Annotated in this window: 12 protein-coding genes, 4 tRNA genes and 1 other RNA gene; 2 read left to right on the forward strand and 15 right to left on the reverse strand. The window is 68.3% G+C overall.

Annotated elements, in window-relative coordinates; genetic code table 11:
• From rpoB to I596_RS12405, 13 genes are all read right to left on the reverse strand, one after another.
• Positions 1-4,161: a DNA-directed RNA polymerase subunit beta gene (rpoB, locus tag I596_RS12345; RefSeq protein WP_484481958.1), complete on the reverse strand. Its 4,161-nt coding sequence runs from the start codon at positions 4,159-4,161 to the stop codon at positions 1-3.
• Between the two features lie 239 nt (positions 4,162-4,400).
• Positions 4,401-4,778: a 50S ribosomal protein L7/L12 gene (gene rplL, locus I596_RS12350; protein ID WP_067648375.1), complete on the reverse strand. Its 378-nt coding sequence runs from the start codon at positions 4,776-4,778 to the stop codon at positions 4,401-4,403.
• A 60-nt stretch (positions 4,779-4,838) separates the two neighbouring features.
• A complete protein-coding gene (rplJ, locus tag I596_RS12355; protein WP_067648379.1) occupies positions 4,839-5,363 on the reverse strand; it encodes a 50S ribosomal protein L10 in 525 nt (174 codons plus the stop codon).
• Positions 5,364-5,692: 329 nt separating this feature from the next.
• Complete coding sequence (rplA, locus tag I596_RS12360) at positions 5,693-6,391, reverse strand: 50S ribosomal protein L1 (RefSeq protein WP_067648382.1); 699 nt, start codon at positions 6,389-6,391, stop codon at positions 5,693-5,695.
• 4 nt (positions 6,392-6,395) lie between these two features.
• Complete coding sequence (rplK, locus tag I596_RS12365) at positions 6,396-6,824, reverse strand: 50S ribosomal protein L11 (RefSeq protein WP_067648385.1); 429 nt, start codon at positions 6,822-6,824, stop codon at positions 6,396-6,398.
• 176 nt (positions 6,825-7,000) lie between these two features.
• Positions 7,001-7,561 carry a transcription termination/antitermination protein NusG gene (gene nusG / locus I596_RS12370; RefSeq protein WP_067648388.1) on the reverse strand — a complete coding sequence of 187 codons (561 nt, stop codon included), beginning with the start codon at positions 7,559-7,561 and terminating at the stop codon, positions 7,001-7,003.
• A gap of 13 nt (positions 7,562-7,574) precedes the next feature.
• Positions 7,575-7,964, reverse strand: coding sequence for a preprotein translocase subunit SecE (gene secE / locus I596_RS12375; RefSeq protein WP_067648391.1), 390 nt, complete (start codon positions 7,962-7,964; stop codon positions 7,575-7,577).
• A gap of 12 nt (positions 7,965-7,976) precedes the next feature.
• Positions 7,977-8,052: transfer RNA gene (locus tag I596_RS12380), tRNA-Trp, on the reverse strand.
• 94 nt (positions 8,053-8,146) lie between these two features.
• Positions 8,147-9,337, reverse strand: coding sequence for an elongation factor Tu (tuf, locus tag I596_RS12385; protein WP_067648392.1), 1,191 nt, complete (start codon positions 9,335-9,337; stop codon positions 8,147-8,149).
• 36 nt (positions 9,338-9,373) lie between these two features.
• Positions 9,374-9,449 (reverse strand) — tRNA-Thr (locus I596_RS12390).
• A gap of 64 nt (positions 9,450-9,513) precedes the next feature.
• Positions 9,514-9,587 (reverse strand) — tRNA-Gly (locus I596_RS12395).
• Between the two features lie 111 nt (positions 9,588-9,698).
• A non-coding RNA gene (locus I596_RS12400) (RtT sRNA) lies at positions 9,699-9,838 on the reverse strand.
• 44 nt (positions 9,839-9,882) lie between these two features.
• Positions 9,883-9,968: transfer RNA gene (locus I596_RS12405), tRNA-Tyr, on the reverse strand.
• 617 nt (positions 9,969-10,585) lie between these two features.
• On the opposite strand from I596_RS12405, the gene I596_RS12410 reads away from it, so the two are divergent.
• On the forward strand, positions 10,586-13,015 hold the full coding sequence (locus I596_RS12410) for a winged helix-turn-helix domain-containing protein (RefSeq protein WP_067648394.1): 2,430 nt from the start codon (positions 10,586-10,588) through the stop codon (positions 13,013-13,015).
• 390 nt (positions 13,016-13,405) lie between these two features.
• Positions 13,406-20,365 carry a S8 family serine peptidase gene (locus tag I596_RS12415; RefSeq protein ID WP_150132137.1) on the forward strand — a complete coding sequence of 2,320 codons (6,960 nt, stop codon included), beginning with the start codon at positions 13,406-13,408 and terminating at the stop codon, positions 20,363-20,365.
• A gap of 1,017 nt (positions 20,366-21,382) precedes the next feature.
• On the opposite strand, the gene ychF is transcribed toward I596_RS12415, so the two are convergent.
• Together ychF and pth are read right to left on the reverse strand one after the other, a co-directional pair.
• Positions 21,383-22,474: a redox-regulated ATPase YchF gene (ychF, locus tag I596_RS12420; RefSeq protein ID WP_067648400.1), complete on the reverse strand. Its 1,092-nt coding sequence runs from the start codon at positions 22,472-22,474 to the stop codon at positions 21,383-21,385.
• A gap of 46 nt (positions 22,475-22,520) precedes the next feature.
• The gene (gene pth / locus I596_RS12425; protein WP_067648405.1) at positions 22,521-23,111 is read right to left on the reverse strand and encodes an aminoacyl-tRNA hydrolase; all 591 of its coding nucleotides are present in this window, start codon (positions 23,109-23,111) and stop codon (positions 22,521-22,523) included.
• Positions 23,112-23,121: the final 10 nt, after the last annotated feature.

Below are 23,121 nucleotides of genomic sequence, written 5' to 3' on the forward strand. Positions count from 1 at the left end.
TCACTTCTTCGTCTCTTCCAGTTCCATGTCGATCGCCAGCGAGCGGATCTCCTTGACCAGCACGTTGAACGATTCGGGCATGCCGGCCGCCATCTCGTGGTCGCCGTCGACGATGCTCTTGTACATCTGGTTGCGGCCCGAGACGTCGTCGGACTTGACCGTCAGCATCTCCTGCAGCGTGTAGGCGGCGCCGTAGGCTTCCAGCGCCCAGACTTCCATTTCGCCGAAGCGCTGGCCGCCGAACTGCGCCTTGCCGCCGAGCGGCTGCTGGGTGACCAGCGAGTACGGGCCGGTCGAGCGGGCGTGCATCTTGTCGTCGACCAAGTGGTTGAGCTTGAGCATGTGCATGTAGCCGACCGTGACCGGGCGATCGAACGCCTCGCCGGTGCGGCCGTCGATCAGCACGGTCTGCCCCGACTCGGGCAGGTCCGCCAGGCGCAGCATCGCCTTGATCTCCGCCTCGCTGGCGCCGTCGAACACCGGCGTCGCCATCGGCACGCCGCTGCGCAGGTTGCGGGCGAGCTCCAGGATCTCCTCGTCGCTCAGCGACTTGAGGTTGACGCGCTGGCCGAACTCGTCCTTGTCGTGGTTGTAGATCTGGTCGAGGAACTTGCGCACCTCGGCCGCCTTGGCGTTGATCTCGACCATCTGGCCGATCTTCTCGCCGAGGCCGCGTGCGGCCCAGCCCAGGTGGACTTCCAGGATCTGGCCGATGTTCATGCGCGACGGCACGCCGAGCGGATTGAGCACGATGTCGACCGGGCGTCCGTTCGAATCGAACGGCATGTCCTCGACCGGGACGATCATCGACACGACGCCCTTGTTGCCGTGGCGGCCGGCCATCTTGTCGCCCGGCTGGATGCGGCGCTTGACGGCCAGGTACACCTTGACCATCTTCAGCACGCCGGGCGCCAGATCGTCGCCGGTCGTGATCTTGGCCTGCTTCTCCTTGAAGCGGTTGTCGAACTCCTCGCGATGGCGCTTGATCTGCTCCTGCGCCTTCTCGAGGAAGTCGGCGGCGTCCTCGTCCTTCATCCGGATCGAGAACCACTCGTCCTTCTTGAGGCCGTCGAGGTAGTCGTTGGTGATGTCGCTGCCCTTCTTGAGCGCGCCGGGGCCGCCGTTGGCGACCTTGCCGACGATCACCGAGCGCAGGCGGCTGAAGATCGCGCCTTCGAGGATCCGGAACTGGTCGTCGAAGTCCTTCTTGATGCGCTTGATCTCCATTTCCTCGATCTGGCGCGCACGCTTGTCCTTCTCGATGCCGTCACGCGTGAACACGGTGACGTCGATCACCGTGCCGTCCATGCCCGGCGGCACGCGCAGCGAGCTGTCCTTCACGTCCGACGCCTTCTCGCCGAAGATCGCGCGAAGCAGCTTCTCTTCCGGCGTCAGCTGGCTTTCCCCCTTGGGGGTGACCTTGCCGACCAGGATGTCGCCGGCGTTCACCTCGGCACCGATGTAGACCACGCCGGAGTCGTCCAGGCGCGCCAGCGCCTGCTCGCCGACGTTCGGGATGTCGGCCGAGATCTCCTCCGGCCCGAGCTTGGTGTCGCGGGCGACGCAGGTCAGCTCCTCGATGTGGATCGTCGTGTAGCGGTCCTCCTGGACCACGCGCTCGGAGATCAGGATCGAGTCTTCGAAGTTGTAGCCGTTCCACGGCATGAACGCGACCAGCATGTTCTGGCCGAGCGCGAGCTCGCCCAGGTCGGTCGACGAGCCGTCGGCCAGCACGTCGCCCTTGGCGACGACGTCACCCACCTTGACCAGCGGGCGCTGGTTGAGGTTGGTGTTCTGGTTCGAGCGCGTGTACTTGGTCAGCGTGTAGATGTCCACGCCGGCGTCGTTCTCGCCGATCTCGACCTCGTTGACGCGGACCACGATGCGTCCGGCGTCGATCTGGTCGATCACGCCGCCGCGGCGCGCGGCCGTGGTGACGCCCGAGTCGCGCGCCACGGCGCGCTCGATGCCGGTACCGACCAGCGGCGTCTGGGCGCGCAGCGTCGGCACTGCCTGGCGCTGCATGTTGGCGCCCATCAGCGCGCGGTTGGCGTCGTCGTGCTCGAGGAACGGGATCAGCGCCGCGGCGACCGAGACGGTCTGCATCGGCGAGACGTCCATGAACTGGATCTCGCCGGGACCACGCAGCTCCGATTCGCCGCGCGAACGGCAGGCGACGAAGTCTTCCTGGAAGCTGCCGTCCTCGTTGAGCGGCGCGTTGGCCTGGGCGATCACGTACTCGCCCTCGTCGATCGCCGACAGGAACTCGACCTCACGCGTGATCTTGCCGTCCACGACCTTGCGGTACGGCGTCTCGAGGAAGCCGTAGTCGTTGGTGCGGGCATAGACCGCCAGCGAGTTGATCAGGCCGATGTTCGGGCCTTCCGGCGTCTCGATCGTGCAGACGCGGCCGTAGTGGGTCGGATGCACGTCGCGCACCTCGAAGCCGGCGCGCTCGCGCGTCAGGCCGCCCGGGCCGAGCGCCGAGACGCGGCGCTTGTGGGTGACTTCCGACAGCGGGTTGTTCTGGTCCATGAACTGCGACAGCTGCGAGGAGCCGAAGAACTCCTTGATCGCGGCGGCCACCGGCTTGGCGTTGATCAGCTCCTGCGGGGTCAGGCCCTCGGACTCGGCCAGCGACAGGCGCTCCTTGACGGCGCGCTCGACGCGCACCAGGCCGATGCGGAACACGTTCTCGGCCATCTCGCCGACCGAGCGCACGCGCCGGTTGCCGAGGTGGTCGATGTCGTCGACGGTGCCGCGGCCGTTGCGGATCTCGATCAGCACCTTGAGCACGTCGAGGATGTCCGAGCCGACGCCCAGCTCCTTGTACAGGCCCTTGGAGGTCTCGTCGTTGCGGTCGCCGAAGTACTTCGAGTCGTACAGGATGCCCGGGCCGGTGTCTTCCTTGCGGCCGACACGGCGGTTGAACTTCATCCGGCCGACGCGATCGAGGTCGTAGCGCTCGGCCGAGAAGAACAGGTTCTGGAACAGGTTCTGCGCCGCTTCCTTGGTCGGCGGCTCGCCCGGACGCATCATCCGGTAGATCTCGACCAGCGCTTCGAGCGGCGTGCGCGTCGAGTCGATGCGCAGCGTCTGCGAGATGTACGGGCCGCGGTCGAGGTCGTTGACCCACAGGGTGGCGACCTTCTCGACGCCCGCCTTGCGGAACGTCTCTAGGTGCCCGTCGTTGATCTCTTCGTTGGCCGCGGCCAGCAGCTCGCCGGTCTTGGTGTCGGCCACGTCATGGGCCAGGATGCGGCCGAGCAGGTACTCGTCCGGCACTTCCAGCGTCTTGATCTGGGCGCTCTCGAGGCGGCGCACGTGGCGCGCGGTGATGCGCTTGCCGGCCTCGACGATCACCTCGTCGCCGACACGCAGGTCGAAGTTGAGCGTCTCGCCGCGCAGGCGCTCGGCGACCAGCTCCAGCTCGGCACCGTCCTTCTTGCCCAGCGTGAACTCGTTCTTCTCGAAGAAGATGTCGAGGATCTCTTCGTTGTTGTAGCCGAGCGCGCGCAGCAGCACGGTGACCGGCAGCTTGCGGCGGCGGTCGATACGCGTGAACAGCGCATCCTTCGGATCGAACTCGAAGTCCAGCCACGAGCCGCGGTAGGGAATCACGCGCGCGCTGTAGAGCAGCTTGCCGGACGAATGCGTCTTGCCGCGGTCGTGGTCGAAGAACACGCCCGGCGAGCGGTGCAGCTGCGAGACGATGACGCGCTCGGTGCCGTTGACGATGAAGGTGCCGGTGTCGGTCATGAGCGGCAGTTCGCCCATGTACACCTCCTGCTCCTTCACGTACTTGATCGCCTTGTTCGACGACTCGCGGTCGTAGATCACCAGCCGCACGGTCACGCGCAGCGGTGCGCCGTAGCTCATGCCGCGCGAGCGGCACTCGCGCTCGTCGAACGGCGGCTCGCCCAGGCGGTAGCTGACGTACTCGAGCGCGGCGCTGCCCGAGTAGCTGGAGATCGGGAACACCGAGCGAAGGGCGGCATGCAGGCCCTTGTCCTCACGCTTGGCCGGCGGGACGTCCGCCTGCAGGAACTCCAGGTAGGAGTCGACCTGGATGGCCAACAGGAACGGGACGTCCAGCACCGGCGGACGCTTGCCGAAGTCCTTGCGGATTCGCTTCTTTTCGGTGAACGAGTAGGTCATGATCGGGTACCGCCTCGGGTCGGGATTGCATGCCGGCACGGATCGCACCGGCGAAGGAGAAACTCAAAGGGTTTGGCGGATGGGGACTGTCTTCCGGGGACAACGTGACGATGCCGTGAGCATCGCCGGTTCCCACCGGCAGTCGCCAATCGCCACGCCCCGGCGCTGCAACGGACAAAGCCCGGGGGCTTTCGCCCCCAGGCTTCGGGTATCGCCAGCCGAGACCAGCGACGCAACGTCGATTACTTGATCTCGACGGTTGCGCCAGCGGCTTCAAGATCCTTCTTGAACTTCTCGGACTCGTCCTTGCTGACGGCATCCTTGATGACGGCCGGAGCCGACTCGACCAGGTCCTTGGCTTCCTTGAGGCCCAGGCCGGTGATGGCGCGGACGACCTTGATGACTTCGACCTTCTTCTCGCCGGCGGACTTGAGGGAGACCGTGAACTCGGTCTTCTCTTCGACCGGCGCGGCAGCGCCAGCGGCCGGAGCGGCGGCGACAGCCACCGGAGCGGCTGCGGACACGCCGAACTTCTCTTCCATCGCCTTGACCAGCTCCATCACTTCGACGAGGGTCTTGCCGGCGATCGCTTCGATGATCTGCTCGTTGCTGAGGGACATGAATTTGCTCCTGAAACGGTTCTAACTGAATGGAAAGGTGTGACGAATCGGCGAATGCGCTCAGGCGGACTTCTGCTGGCCGACCGCGTTGATCGCGCGGGCAACCTGCGAGGCCGGCTCGGCCAGGACGCGCACGAGCATCGTGGCGGGCTGGACGAGAACGCTGAGCAGCATGCTGAGCGCCTGTTCGCGGGTCGGCAGCGAGGCCAGCACGTCGACGTGCGTCCCCGGATATGCCTTGCCGCCAATGGCGACCAGCTTTGGCTGCAACTTGTCGTTGGCTTTCGCGAATTCCTTGATCAGACGTCCGGCAGCACCGGGATCTTCGGTCGAGAAGGCGTACAGCAGCGGACCGGTGAGCGTGTCCTTGACACACGCATAGTCCGTGCCGTCCACGGCGCGCGATACGAGGGTGTTCTTGGCCACTCGCAGATACACGCCGCCCTGACGGGCCTTCTTGCGCAGCTCGGTGAGCTGCTCGACGGTAAGACCGATGTACTCGGACGCGACCAGGGAATGCGCTTTGGCAGCGACATCCGCCAGTTCGGCAACGACCTCTTTCTTTTGCGCAAGATTGAGCGCCATTGTTGTCTCCGAACCGGGCTCCGGTGCGCTCCTGCGTTCCGGCTCCCAAACGGTCACGGGCCGCGGTTCCATCGCAGACCCGTCGGCGCTTTCGCGCCATTAGGTGGCCGTTCCAGGTAAACCTGTCGGGCTGCACCATCTACGCAGGCTGGTCGTTTTAAGGACTCGACGACGCTCGCCCCGGCGTTTCCTTCGCAAGTTCCGCTTCCTTGCCGCCGGGAGCGTGCCGTCTTGGCCGCCTGCGGTCTTTGACGGCTCCCTTGCGGGAGGCCCTCAAAATTTCTCGGCCCGCCGGTGCGAACGGCGGGCTTGCCTCATTTCGAATCCGGTCAGGTGCTGAGGCTCGACGGATCGACGCTGACGCCGACGCCCATCGTGCTCGACACCGAGACCTTCTGCAGGAACACGCCCTTGGCGGTGGACGGCTTGGCCTTGACCAGATCGGCCAGCAGCGCGTTCAGGTTGTCCTTGAGCGCGTCGATCTCGAAGCTGGACTTGCCGATCGTCGCGTGGATGATGCCGGCCTTGTCGTTGCGGAACTTGACCTGCCCCGCCTTGGCGTTCTTGACCGCCGTGGCGACGTCGGCCGTGACCGAGCCGTCCTTCGGGTTCGGCATCAGGCCGCGCGGACCGAGCAGCTGGCCGAGCTTGCCGACGACGCGCATCGCGTCCGGCGTGGCGATGACGCGGCCATAGTCGAGATCACCGGCCTGCATCTTCTCGGCCAGGTCCTCCATGCCGACGGCATCGGCGCCGGCGGCCTTGGCCGCTTCAGCCTTCTCGCCGGCCGGCACGAACACGGCGACCTTGACGGTCTTGCCGGTGCCGTGCGGCAGCAGCGACGAGCCGCGCACGCCCTGGTCGGACTTCTTCGCATCGATGCCGAGGCGGACGGCGACGTCGACCGACTCGACGAACTTGGCCTTGGCGCCCTCCTTGACCAGCTTGAGTGCGTCCTCGATCCCGTAGGCCTTGCCCGGAACGACCTTGTCCCGCAGCGACTTGTAGCGCTTTCCGATATTCGCCATGACCTCAGCCCTCCACCGTCAGACCCATGCTGCGGGCGCTGCCCGCAATCGTACGAACCGCCGCGTCGACACTGGCCGCGGTCAGGTCGGGTTCCTTCGCCTTGGCGATCTCCTCGAGCTGCTTGCGCGTGACCTTGCCGACCTTGACGGTATTGGGGGTCTTCGAGCCGGACTGGATACCGGCGGCCTTCTTCAGCAGGATCGTCGCCGGCGGCGTCTTGGTGATGAAGGTGAACGTGCGATCGGAATAGGCGGTGATGACGACCGGGATCGGCAGGCCCGGCTCGAGCTTCTGCGTGGCCGCGTTGAACGCCTTGCAGAACTCCATGATGTTGAGGCCACGCTGACCGAGCGCCGGACCGACCGGCGGCGACGGGTTGGCCTGGCCGGCCTTGACCTGCAGCTTGATGTAACCGACGACTTTCTTAGCCATTTCTCTCTCCGGGTGCTAGCGCCTTTGGATTCAAGGCTCCCCATCGGACCGGGAAATCACGTGTCCCGGCGTCACGTTGTTCATTTTCGATCGGCCGACATGCCGACGGCCGCCATGCGGCGGCCGGAACTTCGGCCCGCCTTCATGACGGCGAGCCGGCAAGTATAGCAGGGATTTTAGGCCTTTTCGACCTGGCCGAATTCCAGCTCGACCGGCGTCGAGCGCCCGAAGATCAGAACCGCCACGCGCAGGCGGCTCTTCTCGTAGTTGACTTCCTCGACGACACCGTTGAAATCGTTGAAGGGGCCGTCGATGACGCGGACCATTTCACCCGGCTCGAACAGCACCTTCGGCTTGGGCTTGTCCACGCCTTCCTGAACCCGGCGCAGGATCACGTCCGCCTCGCTGTCGCGGATCGGCAGCGGCCGGTCGGCCGTACCGCCGATGAAGCCGAGCACCTTCGGCGTCTCCTTGACCAGATGCCAGGCTTCGTCGTCGATCTTCAGGGCCTTGCCCTGATCGTCGGTCTCGATCTGGACCAGCACGTAACCGGGGAAGAACTTGCGCTCGCTGCGGCGCTTCTGGCCGCCGCGCATCTCGATGACTTCCTCGGTCGGCACCAGCACTTCGCCGAAGCTCGCCTCCATGCCGGCGCGGGCGATGCGATCCTTCAGCGACCGCTCGACCTGGTGCTCGAAACCCGAATAGGCGTGAACCACGTACCAGCGTTTGGACATCGGCCCGCCTCCGTCAGTGGCCCAGCTTCAGCAGCCAGTCCAGCACGATCCACTTCAGGATCAGGTCCATCAAGCCCAGCAGCAAGCTCAGGATGATGACGACGACGATGATGACGCCGGTCGTCTTGAGGGTCTCGTCGCGGGTCGGCCAGACCACCTTGCGCAGCTCGAACTGCGACTCGCCCAGGAACTCGCGCGCCGAGCGGCCCGTCCGCGTGAACGCCGCGATGAGCAGGGCGAGCACGAACGCACCGACCAGAATACCCAGGCGCGGCAGCGACCCCAGGGTTCCGGCGTAGTAGTAGTAGCCAACGATGCCGGCGACGGCGAGTACCGCGGCCAGCGCCAGCTTGGCGATCTCCACGGCACCGGCGCCGGAATGTTGTTCGACTTTAGCGTTCATGTTCTCGGGTGGTGGCACGCCAGGAGGGACTCGAACCCCCAACCTGCGGTTTTGGAGACCGCTGCTCTGCCAATTGAGCTACTGGCGTTCATGTGTGCCGTCCTCCGTGACGGCCAAGAATAGTCCGGCCATTCCGACCGGACTATTCTGGACAGCTCAAGACAAAAGCAGTTGCTTTGAGTTCACTCGAAGATCTTGGCGACGACGCCGGCGCCGACGGTGCGGCCGCCTTCGCGGATCGCGAAACGCAGGCCTTCGTCCATCGCGATCGGCGCGATCAGCGTCACCACCATCTTGATGTTGTCGCCCGGCATGACCATTTCCACGCCTTCCGGCAGCTCCACCGATCCGGTCACGTCCGTCGTGCGGAAGTAGAACTGCGGGCGGTAGCCCTTGAAGAACGGCGTGTGACGACCGCCCTCTTCCTTCGACAGCACGTACACCTCGGCCTCGAACTTCGTGTGCGGCGTGATCGAGCCCGGCTTCGCCAGCACCTGACCGCGCTCCACGTCGTCGCGCTTCGTGCCGCGCAGCAGCAGACCCGCGTTGTCGCCCGCCTGGCCCTGGTCCAACAGCTTGCGGAACATCTCAACGCCCGTCACCGTCGTCTTGACCGTCGGACGGATGCCCACGATCTCCACTTCGTCGCCGACCTTGATGATACCGCGCTCGATACGGCCCGTCACCACCGTGCCGCGACCCGAGATCGAGAACACGTCTTCCACCGGCATCAGGAACGCCTTGTCCACGTCGCGCTGCGGCTCCGGAATCCACGCGTCCAGCGCTTCCACCAGCTTGATGATCGCCGGCACGCCGATCTCCGACTGGTCGCCTTCCAGCGCCAGACGCGCCGAACCCTTGATGATCGGCGTGTCGTCGCCCGGGAACTCGTACTTGCTCAGCAGCTCGCGCACTTCCATCTCGACCAGCTCGAGCAGCTCGGCGTCGTCCACCATGTCGGCCTTGTTCAGGAACACGACGATGTACGGCACGCCCACCTGGCGCGACAGCAGAATGTGCTCGCGCGTCTGCGGCATCGGGCCGTCAGCGGCCGAGCACACCAGGATCGCACCGTCCATCTGTGCCGCACCCGTGATCATGTTCTTCACGTAGTCGGCGTGGCCCGGGCAGTCCACGTGCGCGTAGTGGCGGTTCGGCGACTCGTATTCCACGTGCGCCGTCGAGATCGTGATGCCGCGCGCCTTCTCTTCCGGCGCCGCGTCGATCGCGTCGTATGCCTTGAACTCGCCGCCGAAGCGCTCCGCGCCGACCTTCGTCAGCGCCGCCGTCAGCGTCGTCTTGCCGTGGTCGACGTGTCCGATCGTACCGACGTTCACGTGCGGCTTGGTCCGCTCGAATTTACCCTTGGCCATGGCAGTGCTCTTCTACCGAGTGTGAGAGTGAAGAAATGGTGCTCACGAATGGAATCGAACCATCGACCTCCTCCTTACCAAGGAGGTGCTCTACCGACTGAGCTACGTGAGCACACTGAAAAAGGTGTGCAGCTTTGCTTCTAGGGAAACGTGTCCGGACGGGCGGTGGACGTCAATGGAGCGGGAGACGGGAATCGAACCCGCACCATCAGCTTGGAAGGCTGAGGTTCTACCATTGAACTACTCCCGCACGGGACCTAAACACACTTCCAGTTGCATTCTCGTCTTGCTGTCCGGACCCGCTGCCGAAGCAGCCGGACCGTCCTCTCCAGCACCCCGCGCTTGAACAGCAGCCGGACGCTGGTGGAGGGAGGTGGATGACTCCGGGCATCCTGCCCTCCACCCTCCGGGCCGTATCGCTACGCGATACGTTCAGGGCCGCTCCTGCGTCCCTGTCGAACCACGACGGCGGTTCTCAATCCACCTCCGCCGCGCTTCGAACTTGCATTCTCTCCAGAACCCGGCGGCGTGCAGCGGCCGGAAGCTGGTGGAGGGAGGTGGATTCGAACCACCGAAGGCGTTAGCCAGCAGATTTACAGTCTGCCCCCGTTGGCCGCTTGGGTATCCCTCCGGATCTCGCTTCGGGACTTTCGTGCCCGAACCTGTGCCACGAAGCAGCTCGTGTCACGGAGCCGCTTATTGTCCTTTCGCTGCCGAGGCACTGTCAAGGTCCGCAAGCGGAAAAGTTACGCCTCGCCACGTGCGGACACTCCGGCTGCCGGTGCCGGGCGCGCCGCCCCCGCGGCGCCTGCGCGCTCCGGATCGCTCCGGGGCGGCAACCGACCGTCGCCGGGCGGCGCATCCTACCGGCAATGACTGCCGAAGGTCTCGTTATTTTTCCATGTCCGTGCTTCTCGCCCCGCCTTGGCCGCGGTCGCTGCGCAGCGCCGCTCTTCGCTCTCGGCCGGAAGCGGAGGCCGGCCGCGACAACTGGCGTGATGCGGCCGGAAGAGGCATGCTCGCCGGCTGCTGGGCGCGTGTTCATGCCCATGGGGAAGATCGAGGCGGAAGCGCCCTCGACGAGGTCAGCCGCCGCACGTCCGCAGTTTCGAGCATGCCACCGCCGTTTTCGCCCCGCCGATCCGCCACGCCCGCCGCCAGCCTTCCCGACGCCGCCCGGTGTGCGTCGACGCAGCGCACCCGCGCCGCACCCGATGACGGAAACCGCACCCCGGCAAGGCATACGGCATGAGCAGCAACGCGGTCTACCAGTTCGACGGCTATCGCGTCGACCCGGCCAAGCGCGAGCTCTGGTACGAAGGCCGGCTGGTTCCGTTGCAGCCGAAGGCGTTCGATTGCCTGGTCTACCTGCTGGAGCATCGCGACCGGGTGGTCGGGCACGACGAGATCATCGCGACGGTCTGGGGCAAGGTCGAGATCGGCGACAGCGTGCTCGGCCAGATCATCAGCCGCATCCGCGGCGTCCTCGGCGACAACGCCAACCGGCAGATCACGATCCGCACGATCACGCGTGTCGGCTACAGCTGGGTCATGCCGGTCCGGGTCCTCGCGGCCGATCCGGCGGAGGCCGACGCCCCGCCCGAGCCCGCCGGCCAGCCAGGCGCGGCCGCCGATACCGGTTTCCTCGCCCAGGCGCCTGCCGGTGCCCTGCCGGCCGCCGCGGCCCCTGCGTCCAAGCGCCGGAAGGCACTGCCGTGGCGCCTCGGGCTGGCTGCGGTCGCGCTCGCCGCACTGATCGGCTTGTGGGGCGTGATGCCGACCTTCATGGCCCCCGCGGTCGACGCCAAGGCCGACACCGCGATCGTGCTGCCGGTACGGGCGCCACAGGCGCCGGGCAACGCCTGGATCCGTCTCGGCGTCATGGACCTGATCGGCGAGCGCCTGCGCGCGGCCGGCCAGACCGTGGTGCCGAGCGACAACGTGGTCGCCCTGGCCCGCAGACTGCCGGCGGAACCGACCGCGGCCGACATCGAGGCGCTCGCCGACGCCACGGCCGCCAGCCTCGTGCTGCGCGCCTCCGCCGAGCCGAACGGCGACGGCTGGCGGGTCGAGCTGAGAACCGCGCACGGCCGCGAGCACGCGCTGGCGGCCCATGGGGACGGCGCCGACGTCATCGAAGCGGCGCGCGCCGCCACCGATCGCATGGCGATCCTGCTCGACCTCGCCGTCGCCGCCCCCGACCCGGGTACCGCCCACGGCGACGCGCTGGACTACCTGCTGCAGCAGGTGAAGGCGGCGACCCTCGTGGACCGCCTCGACGAGGCGCGCCACCTGCTGGAGAAATCCGGGCCGCACAACGAGCCGCGCATCCTCTACCAGCGCGGCGACATAGAGCTGCGGGCCGGCAACTACGCGCTGGCGCAGCAGATCCTGCTGGATCTGCTGGACCGGGTTCCCGCCGAGCGAGACCCGATACTGCGCGCGCAGGTCCTGCACGGCCTGGCCTATACGCACATCCGCCAGGTGCAGAACCCGCAGGCGCTTCCCTATGTCGAGGAGGCCATCGCCCTGCTGGAGACGCGCGAGCCGTTCCGCAACGCGCACGACACGCTCGGCTTCGCGATCTCCGCACGGGCGTTCCTGCGCCGCGTGATCGACAGCGACTACGCGGGCGCCGAGGCCGACTACGGCCGCGCGCGCGTGCTGTTCGAGAGCAGCGGCGACCAGCTCGCGCTGGCGCGCCTGGACGCCAATCTCTCGATGCTGCTCGGCGACGCGCATCGCATCGCCGAGGCGCAGTCGCTGGGGCGCGCGGCACTCGAACGGCTGGCCCTGTTCGGTGACGTGCAATCGGAGCTGCGCCTGCGCATCACTCTGGCCGAGCTTCACAGCGACCAGCTGGAGACCGCCGCCGCGCTCGAGGATGCGCGCCAGTTCGAGCGGCCCGGCGCCCAGGTGGACAATCCCGCGCTGATCGAACTGGCCCGCCTGAACGAAGCCTACATGCTCGCCGATGCCGGACGGCTCGCCGAGGCACGCGAACGGCTGCGGCACCTGCTGGAACCGGCGTCGCCGCCCGGCCCCGACGATGTCCGCAAGGGCCTGTGGCCCCAGTACGTCGCCGCGTGGCTGGCGCAGGAGACCGGCGATGCCGCGGGCGCCGTCGCGGCTGCCGGCGAGGCGCTGGCGCGGCATGCCGGCAAGCCCACCGGGGCACCGTGGAACATCGCCCGCACCTGGGCGACACTGTCCCGCGCCCAGCGCGCGCGCGCCGAGGCGGACGCCGCCGCGGCGACGCTGGCAGCTGCACGCCATTGGGCGGAGCCCTATCAGGAGGCACCGCTGGTCGTCCACTGGATCACGCTGATGCGTGCCGAGGACGCCGCCGCACGGGGCGATGCGGACGCGGCCAGGCAGCTGTACGAAGCCGCCTGGTCGCAGGCCGTGCGCCGGGCCGTGCCGCGGGAAATGCTCAACGTGGCCCAGTCGTACTGCGATTTCCTGTTCGCGACCGGGCAGGTCCAGGACGCCACGCGAATCGCGGGCCACATGGCGCGCTGGGGCCAGAGCAACTACGACGCCGCCCTGCTGCAGGTCCGCCTGCACCACGCGCTCGGGCAGACCAGCGCCTGGCGGCGCACCCTCGATCGCGCCCGGCAGTTGGCTGGCGAGCGCGACCTGCCGCCCGCCCTGCTCGTCCCGCCGACCCCGCCCTGACCGCGACGGCGGCACGACCGCAATCCGCTGCCGGCTCGATGCACCGGGGCATGGCCGCCGGCGGGTCCGCTCCGCGGGACGCACTCCCCGAGGCGAGCCGCGCGCACGCGCCCTCCGGGAGCGGCGGCGGCCGATCGCGCCACCGCATCCATGCCACGACTGCCCGTCCGGACGCTGCGGCGCAGCAATGCCGCCGCCCCCGGATGCGGCCAAAAACCCCGGTGGATGAACACGTTGGAATGTCCAATGGCAGGGTTTTGGAAGGCTTCGCAGGGGCTTTCGCAAGGCCGGCGCCGCGCGTTGCCGCGAGACTCGCAGGCGGACCCCGAGTCGATGGCAGGCGCCATCCGATTCGGCCGCTCTTCGTCGATGTCCGTTAAGGAGACCCCGATGTCCGTTGTCCCACGTCGCGGCCGGCTCAACCCGCGCCCGCTACTGATGTCGCTGGCGATAGGCTTCGCCGGCAGCGTATCCGTGCCGATCACGGCCGGTACGCCGTCAGCCGTTCCCGCTCCATCCGCCACGCAGGCGGCCCCGTTCCATATCGACCAGGCCCTGGCCGGCCGCCTCAGTGGCGGCGGCAAGTCCGACATGTTCGTCTACCTGGGACGCCGCGCCGACCTCTCAGCCGCGTTCGGCATGGACTGGAACGCACGCGGCCACTACGTCCAGCAGGCGCTGCAGGCGGTGGCCGAGGAATCGCAGCGCGAGCTGCGCGCCCTGCTCGACCAGCAGGGCGTCCAGTACCAGGCGTTCTGGATCGACAACGTCATCCACGTTCGCGACGCCGATCTCGCCGTGCTCGACACGCTGGCCAGCCGCGCGGCCTCCGCCGGCATCGATCGGATCATCGGCGAGCCGGACGTGCGCCTGATCGAGCCGGAAAAGACCGAGCCGGTGCTGCTGCCGGAGCTGGCCGCCGCGATCAGCAACATCGAGCACGTCAACGCGCCCGACGTCTGGAATCTCGGCTTCACCGGGCGCGGCATCACCGTCGCCAACATCGACACCGGCGCGCGCTACAGCCACGACGCCCTGGTGCACCGGTACCGTGGCACGATCGGTCCCGACCAATACGATCACAACTACAACTGGTGGAGCCCGTACGACCACTCGGCCGCCCCCACCGACCCGCACAACCACGGCTCGCACACGATCGGCACGATGGTCGGCGACGGCGGCTCGGACCGCCTGATCGGCATGGCGCCGGGCGCGAAATGGATGGCCTGCCAGGGCTTCAATCCGTCCTCGACCGCGTCGGCCCTGTTCGAATGCGGCCAGTTCATGCTCGCGCCATGGAACCTGGCCCAGCAGAACCCCGATCCGAACCGCCGTCCGCACGTCGTCAACAACTCCTGGACCGACTGCAACCGCCAGGTCGACACCTGGTACGAGGGCGTCGTCGACGCGTGGATCGCCGCCGGCATCGTGCCGGTGTTCTCCAACGGCAACGCCAGCAACTGCAACTATTCGCGCCCGCCCGGCCTGAACACCGTCGGCAACCCGGCACGCTACGGCAAGGTGCTTTCGGTCGGCTCCACCGGCACCGACAACGGCCTGTACGCGGCCCACTCGAACTGGGGACCGACCGACTACCCCACCGCCGGCCTGCCGAACTATCCGGATCACCAGGGCTTCCCGAGCATCAAGCCGAACATCGTCGCGCCCGGCGTGTCGGTTCTTTCGGCCGGCAAGGACTCCGACGATCACTACTACCTCAGCAACGGCACCTCGATGTCGGCTCCGCACGTGGCCGGCCTGGTGGCGCTGATGTGGGAAGCGGCACCTTGCCTGGTCGGCGACTACGCCGGCACCGGCACGATCATCATGAAGACCGCGCGGCCGGTGCCGTACGCCTCCGGCGGAACGCCAGCACCGGGGCCGGGCAACGTGCCGAACTACGCCACCGGCTGGGGCGAGATCGATGCGCTGGCCGCCGTCGACGCGGCGATGGAGGAATGCGGCGGCTTCACGATTGCCGGCGCACCGGCCGAGCTGCACGTCTGCGCGGCCAACCCGGCCAGCTACGCTCTCGAACTGCGCAGCCACGGCGGCTTCCACGACCCGGTCACGCTGTCGATCGCCTCGGGCCTGCCCGCCGGCGTCACCGCGAGCTTCTCGCAGAACCCGCTGGTGCCGGCCGACCCGGCCTCGACCTCCACGCTCGGCCTCGGCAACACCGCCGGCCAGCCCAGCGCCAGCTACAGGCTGACGGTCAAGGCGCAATCCTCCGGACCGGCCTTCGCCGCCCTCGAACGCAGCGTGGACCTGGATCTGCACATCGACGCCGCCGCGCTCGCCGCGCCGACGCTGAGCGCGCCGGCCAATGGCGAGACGAACGTCGTCGTGCGACCGAACTTCGAATGGAACGGCGTCGCCGGCGAGACCTATCACGTGCAGGTCGCCACCGACGCCGCGTTCGCCGCGCCGTCGATCGACCAGACCGTCGCCGCGACCAGCTTCCGGCCGACCAGCCTGCTCGCCACCGGCAAGACCTACTACTGGCGCGTGCGCGGCGAGAACACCTGCGGCGGCGGCAACTGGTCGGCGACCGGAACCTTCAGCACCCGCTTCGACCCGGTCGCCAGCATCACGCCCGGCTCGCTCGCGTTCACCCTGGCGGCCGACGCCACCGACAGCCGCAGCCTCAACATCGCCAACACCGGTTCGGCCGAGCTGGTCTGGACCGCCGCCGAGGCCGGCGTCAGCGCGACGGCGCCGAGCGCGGATGCCGCCTGGCAACCGATCGGCCCGCTCGGCGGCGACGTCGAGGCGATCGCGATCTCGCCGATCAATCCCGACCTGATCCTGCTCGGCACCGCGCCCGCCGTCGGCGCCGGCAACCTGTACCGCTCCATCGACGGCGGCGCGAGCTGGACCCAGGTCATCAGCGGCGCGAACATCTACAGCATCGTGTACGCCGGCGACGGCACGGCCTATGCCGGAACGATGGCCGGTGTACGCAAGAGCACCGACGACGGCGTCACGTGGTCCACGCCGAACCTCAACATCGGCGCCAACCGCCAGACCTTCGGCGTCGCGGTCGCGCCGAGCAACTCGTCGATCGTCTGGGCGGCGGTCGCGGCCGCGAACGGCGTGCAGACCAAGAACCTGCTGCGCAGCACGGACGCCGGCGTGACCTGGCAGAACGTGACGCCGACCCTCGGCGCCACCTTGAACGGCCGCGCGATCGCGGTGCATCCGACCAATCCGAACACGGTCGTCGCGCTGTTCGACGGCGGCTTCGGCGGCGGCCAGGTCTGGGTCAGCACGAACGGCGGCGCGAGCTGGACGAACCGCTCCGCCGGCCTGCCCGGCAATCCGCCGCGCTCGGTGCATTTCGACGGTACGCGGCTGCTGGTCGGCGGCGGCCAGGCCTACAACAACCAGTATTTCGGCCTGTACCAATCGCTCGATCTCGGCGTCACCTGGGCCGCGCTGCACACGTCGACGCCGACGCCGCACGTGGAAGCCATTGCCGTCGATCCGCAGGATTCCGACACGATCTACCTCGCCACCAGCAACAGCGGCATCCATCGCAGCCGTGACGGCGGCGTCACCTGGCAGACCGGACTCGGCGGCACCTCGCGCGTCGGCATGATGGACCTCGCCCTGGTGCCGGGCAGCCCGGGCGAGATCCTCGCCGGCGCGATGTCGCAAGGCCTGTTCCGCAGCCTCGACGGCGGCGACAGCTTCGCCGCGTACGGCACCGGCATCGCCGAGGCGCGCCTGTATTCGGTGACGACCAACCCGCTCAACCCGCAGGAGATCGCCGTCGCGTTCCAGGCCGCCAATGCCGGCGGCATCTACTCGACCGCCGACGGCGGCGCACACTGGATCGTCGAGTCGGCGCCGCCGACGCGCTACGTCACGGTGCGCTTCGCGCCGGACGGCACCCTGTACGGCATCTCGACCGGCCCGACCACGATCGCCAGGGAAGCGGTGTACCGCCGCGAAACCGACGGCACCTGGACGCACCTCGGCCCGAACCAGGGCGCGAACTTCCTGGTCGACCTGGAGGCCATCGCGTTCGGCTGGAACGACCCGAACCTGATCGTCGTCGGCGGCAAGGACAACGGCGTCGCCGGCTCCGAGGCCACGATCTGGCGCTCGACCGACCGCGGCCAGACCTGGACCAAGGTGCACGAGGCCACCGCCGGCTACAAGGTCACGGCGATCGAGATCATCCAGGACGGCACCGACCTGAACATGGTCGCCACTGCCGGCTCGGCCTCGCTCGGCGGTGTCCTGCGCTCGACCGACGGCGGCGCCAGCTGGCAACCCTCATCGGCCGGCATCGAGCCGGTCGGCTACTGGGCCACTGCGCGCATGTGCACGCATCCGGCCACGCCGCAGCGCGTATTCGCGGTCAAGGGCAATCCGAGCGCGCTGTACCGGAGCGACGACGGCGGCGCCAACTGGCAGGCCACCGGCTCCACCTTCCCGGTCCTGGTGGTCTCGCTCGCTTGCGATCCCGTCGACGAGAACGTGATCTACGCCGGGCAGTCCTCCACCCTCGCCGGCACGATCCGCGTGCTGCGTTCGGGCGACGCCGGCGCCAGCTTCGAGCGCTTCGACAGCGGCATCCCCGTCGCCGGGCCGGTTCCGCAGGGCTTCGCCTTCAAGGGGACCTCGAGCCTGCTGGCCGCCACCAACGGCGGCGGCACCTTCGAGACCAGCCTCGGCGGCGAAGCACGCGCCTGCATGAGCCCGCACGACGTTCCGTGGCTGACGCTCGGCTCGACCGGCGGCACCGTCGCGCCGGGCGCCGGCTCCGTGGTGACCGTGGGTGCCGACGCGAACAGCCTGGCGCTCGGTCAGTACCGCGCCCAGCTGTGCTTCAGCACCAACGATCCGAACGCGGAGCTGATCCGCGTTCCGGTGCAGCTGACCGTGGCCGACTCCAGCGCCGGCACGCTCGCCGGCAACGTCTCCGCGCTCGGTTACTGCGGCCGCCAGACGACGGCCGCGGCGAATGCGCAGGTCACCATCACCGGCCAGCACAACAGCTTCACGATGACGACCGACTCCGCCGGCCGCTTCAGCAGGGAGATCAGCCTCGACGAGAGTCCGCTGTCCGTTCTCGTGCGCAAGGCGGGACATGTCGACGTCTCGCTGGACGACATCGTGCTGGCGTCCACGCAGACCACCACGGTGGACCTGCAGGTCAAGCTCGACGCCCCCTGCCTGGAGACCGCGCCCTCCGCGTTCGACGTCGCCCTCGAAGCCGGTGGCAACACCACGCAGACCTTCACGCTGCACAACACGGACGGCGCCGGAACGCTGGACTGGAACGCCCGCGGCGCGACGCCGACCGCTTCGCCGGCACCCGAGGTGCTCGCTCCCGCCGGCGGTTCCGGGGCCGGCGGCTTCGAGCTGGCCGGCCATTTCGGCCAGCCGCTGCCCGGCCTCGCCACGATCGGCACGGCCGGCCAGCTCGACTGCAACAACGCGCCCGGGCTGATCCGGCACGACGACGGCAGCGTCGAGAGCGGCTACGGCGCCGATCCCAGCCTCGTGCAGCGCATCACGATGGTCGACTACTTCGTGCCGCGCACGTACCCGACCATGCTCGACGCCGCCTGCATCGTGTTCGTCAGCATCGGGCCGAGCTCGCTCGACTTCGACCTGGTCGTCTACGACGACGACGGTCCGGGCGGCTCGCCGGGTACCGAGCTCGGCTCGCTCGCGCTCAGCGCGACCGATCTGCCGATCCCGCCGCTGCCGCCGGCACTGCCGTGGAAGAGCTTCGACCTGTCGAGCCTGAACCTGCGCATCTTCTCGGGCGGCGTCTACATCGGCGTGCGCTGGTTCGCCACCGATCCGCCGGTGACGCTCGGCGCCGATACTTCGGCTGGCCAGCCGGCCAACGTCGGCCACGGCTACAAGAAGTTCGACCAGGGCGCGTGGGAATCGCTGGTTGCCGCGTGGCCGGCGTATCGCTCGCTGTTCATCCGCGCGGCCACGCACGACGTGTCCGGTTGCGAAGCCGCGAGCAGCGTGTCGTGGCTGACGCTGACGCCGTCCAGCGGCAGCGTCGCGCCCGGCGCCAGCACCGACGTCGCGGTGCGCATCGACAGCAGCGGACTCGCCACCGGCGAGCACCATGCCAGCCTCTGCCTCGACAGCAACGATCCGGAACAGCCGCGCGTGATCGTTCCGGTCCGGCTGACCGTCGAAGCCGGCGCAAACGATCCCGCCACGCTGAGCGCACTCGGCGGCTCGGGCCAGAGCGCGGCGCTGAACGCGGCCTTCCCGGTGCCGCTGTCGGTGCAGGTGCTCAACAGCCAGGGCCAGCCGCTGGCCGGCGCGAACGTCGACTTCACCGCGCCCGCCACCGGCGCGTCGACCGCGCTGTCGCAAGCACGCGTCACCACCGACGCCAATGGCTACGCCGCCGTGCAGGCCGTCGCCAATGCAAGCGCCGGCACCTACGCGGTGACGGCGAGCGTCAGCGGCGTGACGCCGGCGCAGTTCGTGCTGACCAACCTCGCGGCCAGCACCGACCTCGCGATCGAGGTGCGCAGCCTGCGCGGCTACGCGCAGCGCGGTGATCTGCTCGACTACCTGGTGACCGTGCGCAACCTCGGACGCGATGCGGTCGCGAACGGGACCGTCAGCGGCCAGCTGTCGCCACAGCTCGATGCCACGTTCGCGAGCTGGCAGTGCCTGGCGGCCGATAGCAGCCACTGCACCGGCAGCGGCACCGGCGACCTGCAGGACGCGAGCCTGGCGGTGCCGGCCGGCAGCAGCCTGAGCTACCTGGTCAGCGCCCCGGTGCGCTGGAACGCCGACGGCCTCGCCGCGCTCGCCGGCCGGACGACGCACGCCGCCGACGCGAACCCCGCCAACGACCAGCACACGGCCGGCGCGCCGATCGTCATCTACCGCGACGGCTTCGAGCACTTCGGCCAGACGGCCGGCCTGCAGCCGGGACAGGAGCGGCTGGACATGCAGGCCGCGATCGCGTTCACGCCGGACGCGCCGGCACGGGAACTGGTCGATACCGTGCTCGTCGCGATGCCGGAGGGGACTTCGGACGCGCTCGAGGCCGCCGCCTTCCGCATCGAACGCCTCAACGGCGCCGGGACGACCTGGCTGCGCATCGTCGCCCGCGACGAGAGCGGCCAGGCTTTCGCCACCGACTGGACGCGAGCGAACCCGGCGGGCGAAGCGGTACTCGCCCTGGTCGAGCTCGAACCTGGATCGGAAGAAGGCGAGGCGCGCCGGCAGTACGTGCTGAACCTGGGCATCGGCTCGGACGTGCTCACCGTGCCGCTGGCGGATCCGGCCGGCAGCTACGTGCTGTGGTCATTCACCCCCGTGCGCCGCGTTGCCGAAGCGAACTAGACCGGCAAGGCCGCGTGACTTGCGCCCCCCATCCTTGTGATGGGGGGTTTTTTTTTGGTTCTTCGCCCCTTCGCGGGAATCAATCAGCTGCCGCTTCCGTCGCAACCACTGCTGCTCTCGCTCTCGCTGTTGCTGTCGCTGTTGCCGTTGCCGTGCTCTCGCTCTTGCTGTTGGCGCCTAAAGCGAACCGAGCATCGCAGGTCGGCCAGGCCGAAGAGCTGCCCCGTGTCTGAGCGAAGCGAGTTGGGGCAGCGTGCCTGGCCGACCGAGAAGCGCAGGGGACCGGCGCGGCGCAGCCGTGCCGGCTCGCGCCGGCGCAGGCGGTTTTGGTTACTTCTGCCAAGACAAAGAATTTCCTGGAGAAATTCTTGACGTCGCGCAGCGACGGCCCGAAGGGCGGCCGCCAGGGATGGCGGGCCGCAAAAGTGACCCGCGCGCGCAGCGTGCGGAAGCTGCTGCTCTGATCTTCTGCCGTGGTTATCTGGTGAGGATTGCTGGCACAGAAAAGAACAACAGCAACATCAAGAGCTTTCGTCCGCTGCGCGGCCGAGTCCCTTTTGCGGCAGCCATCCCTGGCCGCCGCCCTCCGGGCCATCGCTGACGCGATGTCAAAAATGTCTCCCGGACATTTTTTGACGGGCCAAAAGGAACCAAAAGCCCTCTCGCCCGGCGTCCCCTGCGCTTCTCGGACGACCAGGCACGGCGCCCCAACTCGCTTCGCTCAGACACGGGGCGCCTCTGCGGCCTCCTCGCCCTGCGATGCTCGGCTTGCTTTAGGGCGAAAAAGCCAAGAGCCAAAGCCAAAGCAGGAGCAAGGCCAAATGTCCCCGCACATGGGCGAAGAACTTTTCTGGGAGGGCTGCCTATGCGATCCGTCCGGGATCGCCACCGTCGGGATAGGTCGCCGCGAATGTGCGACGCATTCGGATCAGTGACTCGCGGCCATCCATGGCCGCAGCTTTCGTCGGGATAACGAGCAGGCACCCGCCCGGGCACGCGGTCGCGCGCGACGAGGGCTCAGACGTTGAAGCGGAAATGCAGGATGTCGCCTTCTTTTACGAGGTAGTCCTTGCCTTCCAGGCGCAGCCGGCCCACCTCCTTGGCCCCCGCCTCGCCGCGGTACTTGATGTAGTCGTCGTAGGCGATGGTTTCGGCGCGGATGAAGCCGCGCTCGAAATCGGTATGGATGACGCCGGCGGCCTGCGGCGCCGTCGCCCCCTTGCGGACCGTCCAGGCGCGCACTTCCTTCTCGCCGGCGGTGAAGTAGGTCTGCAGGCCCAGCAGGCGATAGCCGGCACGGATGACGCGATTGAGGCCCGGCTCGTCCAGGCCCATGTCGGCCAGGAACGTGTCGCGATCGGCGTCGTCGAGCTGCGAGAGCTCCTCCTCGATCGCCGCGCAGACCGGCACGACCTCGGCACCCTCGCCTTGCGCGCGCTGGCGCACGGCCTCCAGGTGCGGGTTGTCGACGAAGCCGTCTTCCTTGACGTTGGCGATGTACATCAGCGGCTTGAGCGTCAGCAGGAACAGGTCGCGGACCAGCGCCTTCTCCTCCTCGTCCAGCCCGGCGGCGCGAGCTGGCCGCCCTTCGTTGAGCGCCTCGGCCAGCTTGCGCAGCACCGGACGGCGGGCCAGCGCATCCTTGTCATTGGCCTTGGCCGCGCGCTCGACCCGGTTGAGCGCCTTCTCGACCGATTCGAGATCGGCCAGCGCCAGTTCGGTGTCGATGGTCTCGATGTCCGAGATCGGATCGATCCGGCCGGCGACGTGGACGATGTCCGGATGCTCGAAGCAGCGCACCACGTGGGCGATCGCATCCACCTCGCGGATGTGCGCCAGGAACTTGTTGCCGAGCCCTTCGCCCTTGGAGGCGCCGGCGACCAGGCCGGCGATGTCGACGAACTCGATCGAGGTCGGGATGACCTTCAACGGCCTGGCGATGCCGGCGATCGCGACCAGCCGCGGATCGGGCACCGGCACCACGCCGACGTTGGGATCGATCGTGCAGAACGGGAAATTGGCCGCCGCGATGCCGGCCTTGGTCAAGGCATTGAACAGCGTGGACTTGCCCACGTTGGGCAGGCCGACGATGCCGCATTTGATACCCATCTGGAACTCCGCAATGGTGGATTCGGACCGGCACCCGCCGGCCTGGCTATGCGCCGGCCGCGCGCGGCGTATGCAGGGACTGCATGGCCTTCTCGAACTCGCCGCGGACGGCGAGCGGAAGCACGTCGAACGCCTCGCCGATGGCGGCAAGGATGGCATTCTCGTCGGCCACCGACGGCCGGCCGAGCACCCAGGGCGTCACCTTGTCGCGATGGCCGGGATGGCCGATCCCGAGCCGCAGCCGATGGAAGCGGCCGTGCCCGAGGTGGGCGAAGATGTCACGCAGGCCGTTCTGGCCGCCGTGGCCGCCGTCGAACTTCAACCGCACCGCGCCGGGAGGAAGATCCAGGTCGTCGTGGACGACGAGCATCTCCTCCGGCTCGATCTTCCAGTAGCGCAGCGCCGCCGCGACGGCGACGCCGCTCTTGTTCATGTAGGTGGTCGGCTTCTGCAGCCAGACCGTGCCGCCCTCGACGGCCAGCTTGGCCGTCTCGGCGCTCAGCTTCGTCTCGAAGCCGAAACGGGCGCCCTCGCGCTGGGCGAGGGCATCGGCGAACCAGAACCCGGCGTTGTGCCGGGTCCTGAGATGCTCGGCCCCGGGATTCCCGAGGCCGACGATGAGCCGCAGGCCGGCCATCGGGAAGCCG

It is taken from the genome of Dokdonella koreensis DS-123, from assembly GCF_001632775.1.
Lineage (GTDB): Bacteria > Pseudomonadota > Gammaproteobacteria > Xanthomonadales > Rhodanobacteraceae > Dokdonella > Dokdonella koreensis.

Bases quoted from the DNA above. Each gene is read 5' to 3' on its own strand.
- rplL (WP_067648375.1), bottom strand. From the start codon at position 4,778: ATGTCCCTCAGCAACGAGCAGATCATCGAAGCGATCGCCGGCAAGACC.
- rplJ (WP_067648379.1), bottom strand. From the start codon at position 5,363: ATGGCGCTCAATCTTGCGCAAAAGAAAGAGGTCGTTGCCGAACTGGCG.
- rplA (WP_067648382.1), bottom strand. From the start codon at position 6,391: ATGGCGAATATCGGAAAGCGCTACAAGTCGCTGCGGGACAAGGTCGTT.
- rplK (WP_067648385.1), bottom strand. From the start codon at position 6,824: ATGGCTAAGAAAGTCGTCGGTTACATCAAGCTGCAGGTCAAGGCCGGC.
- nusG (WP_067648388.1), bottom strand. From the start codon at position 7,561: ATGTCCAAACGCTGGTACGTGGTTCACGCCTATTCGGGTTTCGAGCAC.
- secE (WP_067648391.1), bottom strand. From the start codon at position 7,964: ATGAACGCTAAAGTCGAACAACATTCCGGCGCCGGTGCCGTGGAGATC.
- tuf (WP_067648392.1), bottom strand. From the start codon at position 9,337: ATGGCCAAGGGTAAATTCGAGCGGACCAAGCCGCACGTGAACGTCGGT.
- I596_RS12410 (WP_067648394.1), top strand. From the start codon at position 10,586: ATGAGCAGCAACGCGGTCTACCAGTTCGACGGCTATCGCGTCGACCCG.
- I596_RS12415 (WP_150132137.1), top strand. From the start codon at position 13,406: ATGTCCGTTGTCCCACGTCGCGGCCGGCTCAACCCGCGCCCGCTACTG.
- ychF (WP_067648400.1), bottom strand. From the start codon at position 22,474: ATGGGTATCAAATGCGGCATCGTCGGCCTGCCCAACGTGGGCAAGTCC.
- pth (WP_067648405.1), bottom strand. From the start codon at position 23,111: ATGGCCGGCCTGCGGCTCATCGTCGGCCTCGGGAATCCCGGGGCCGAG.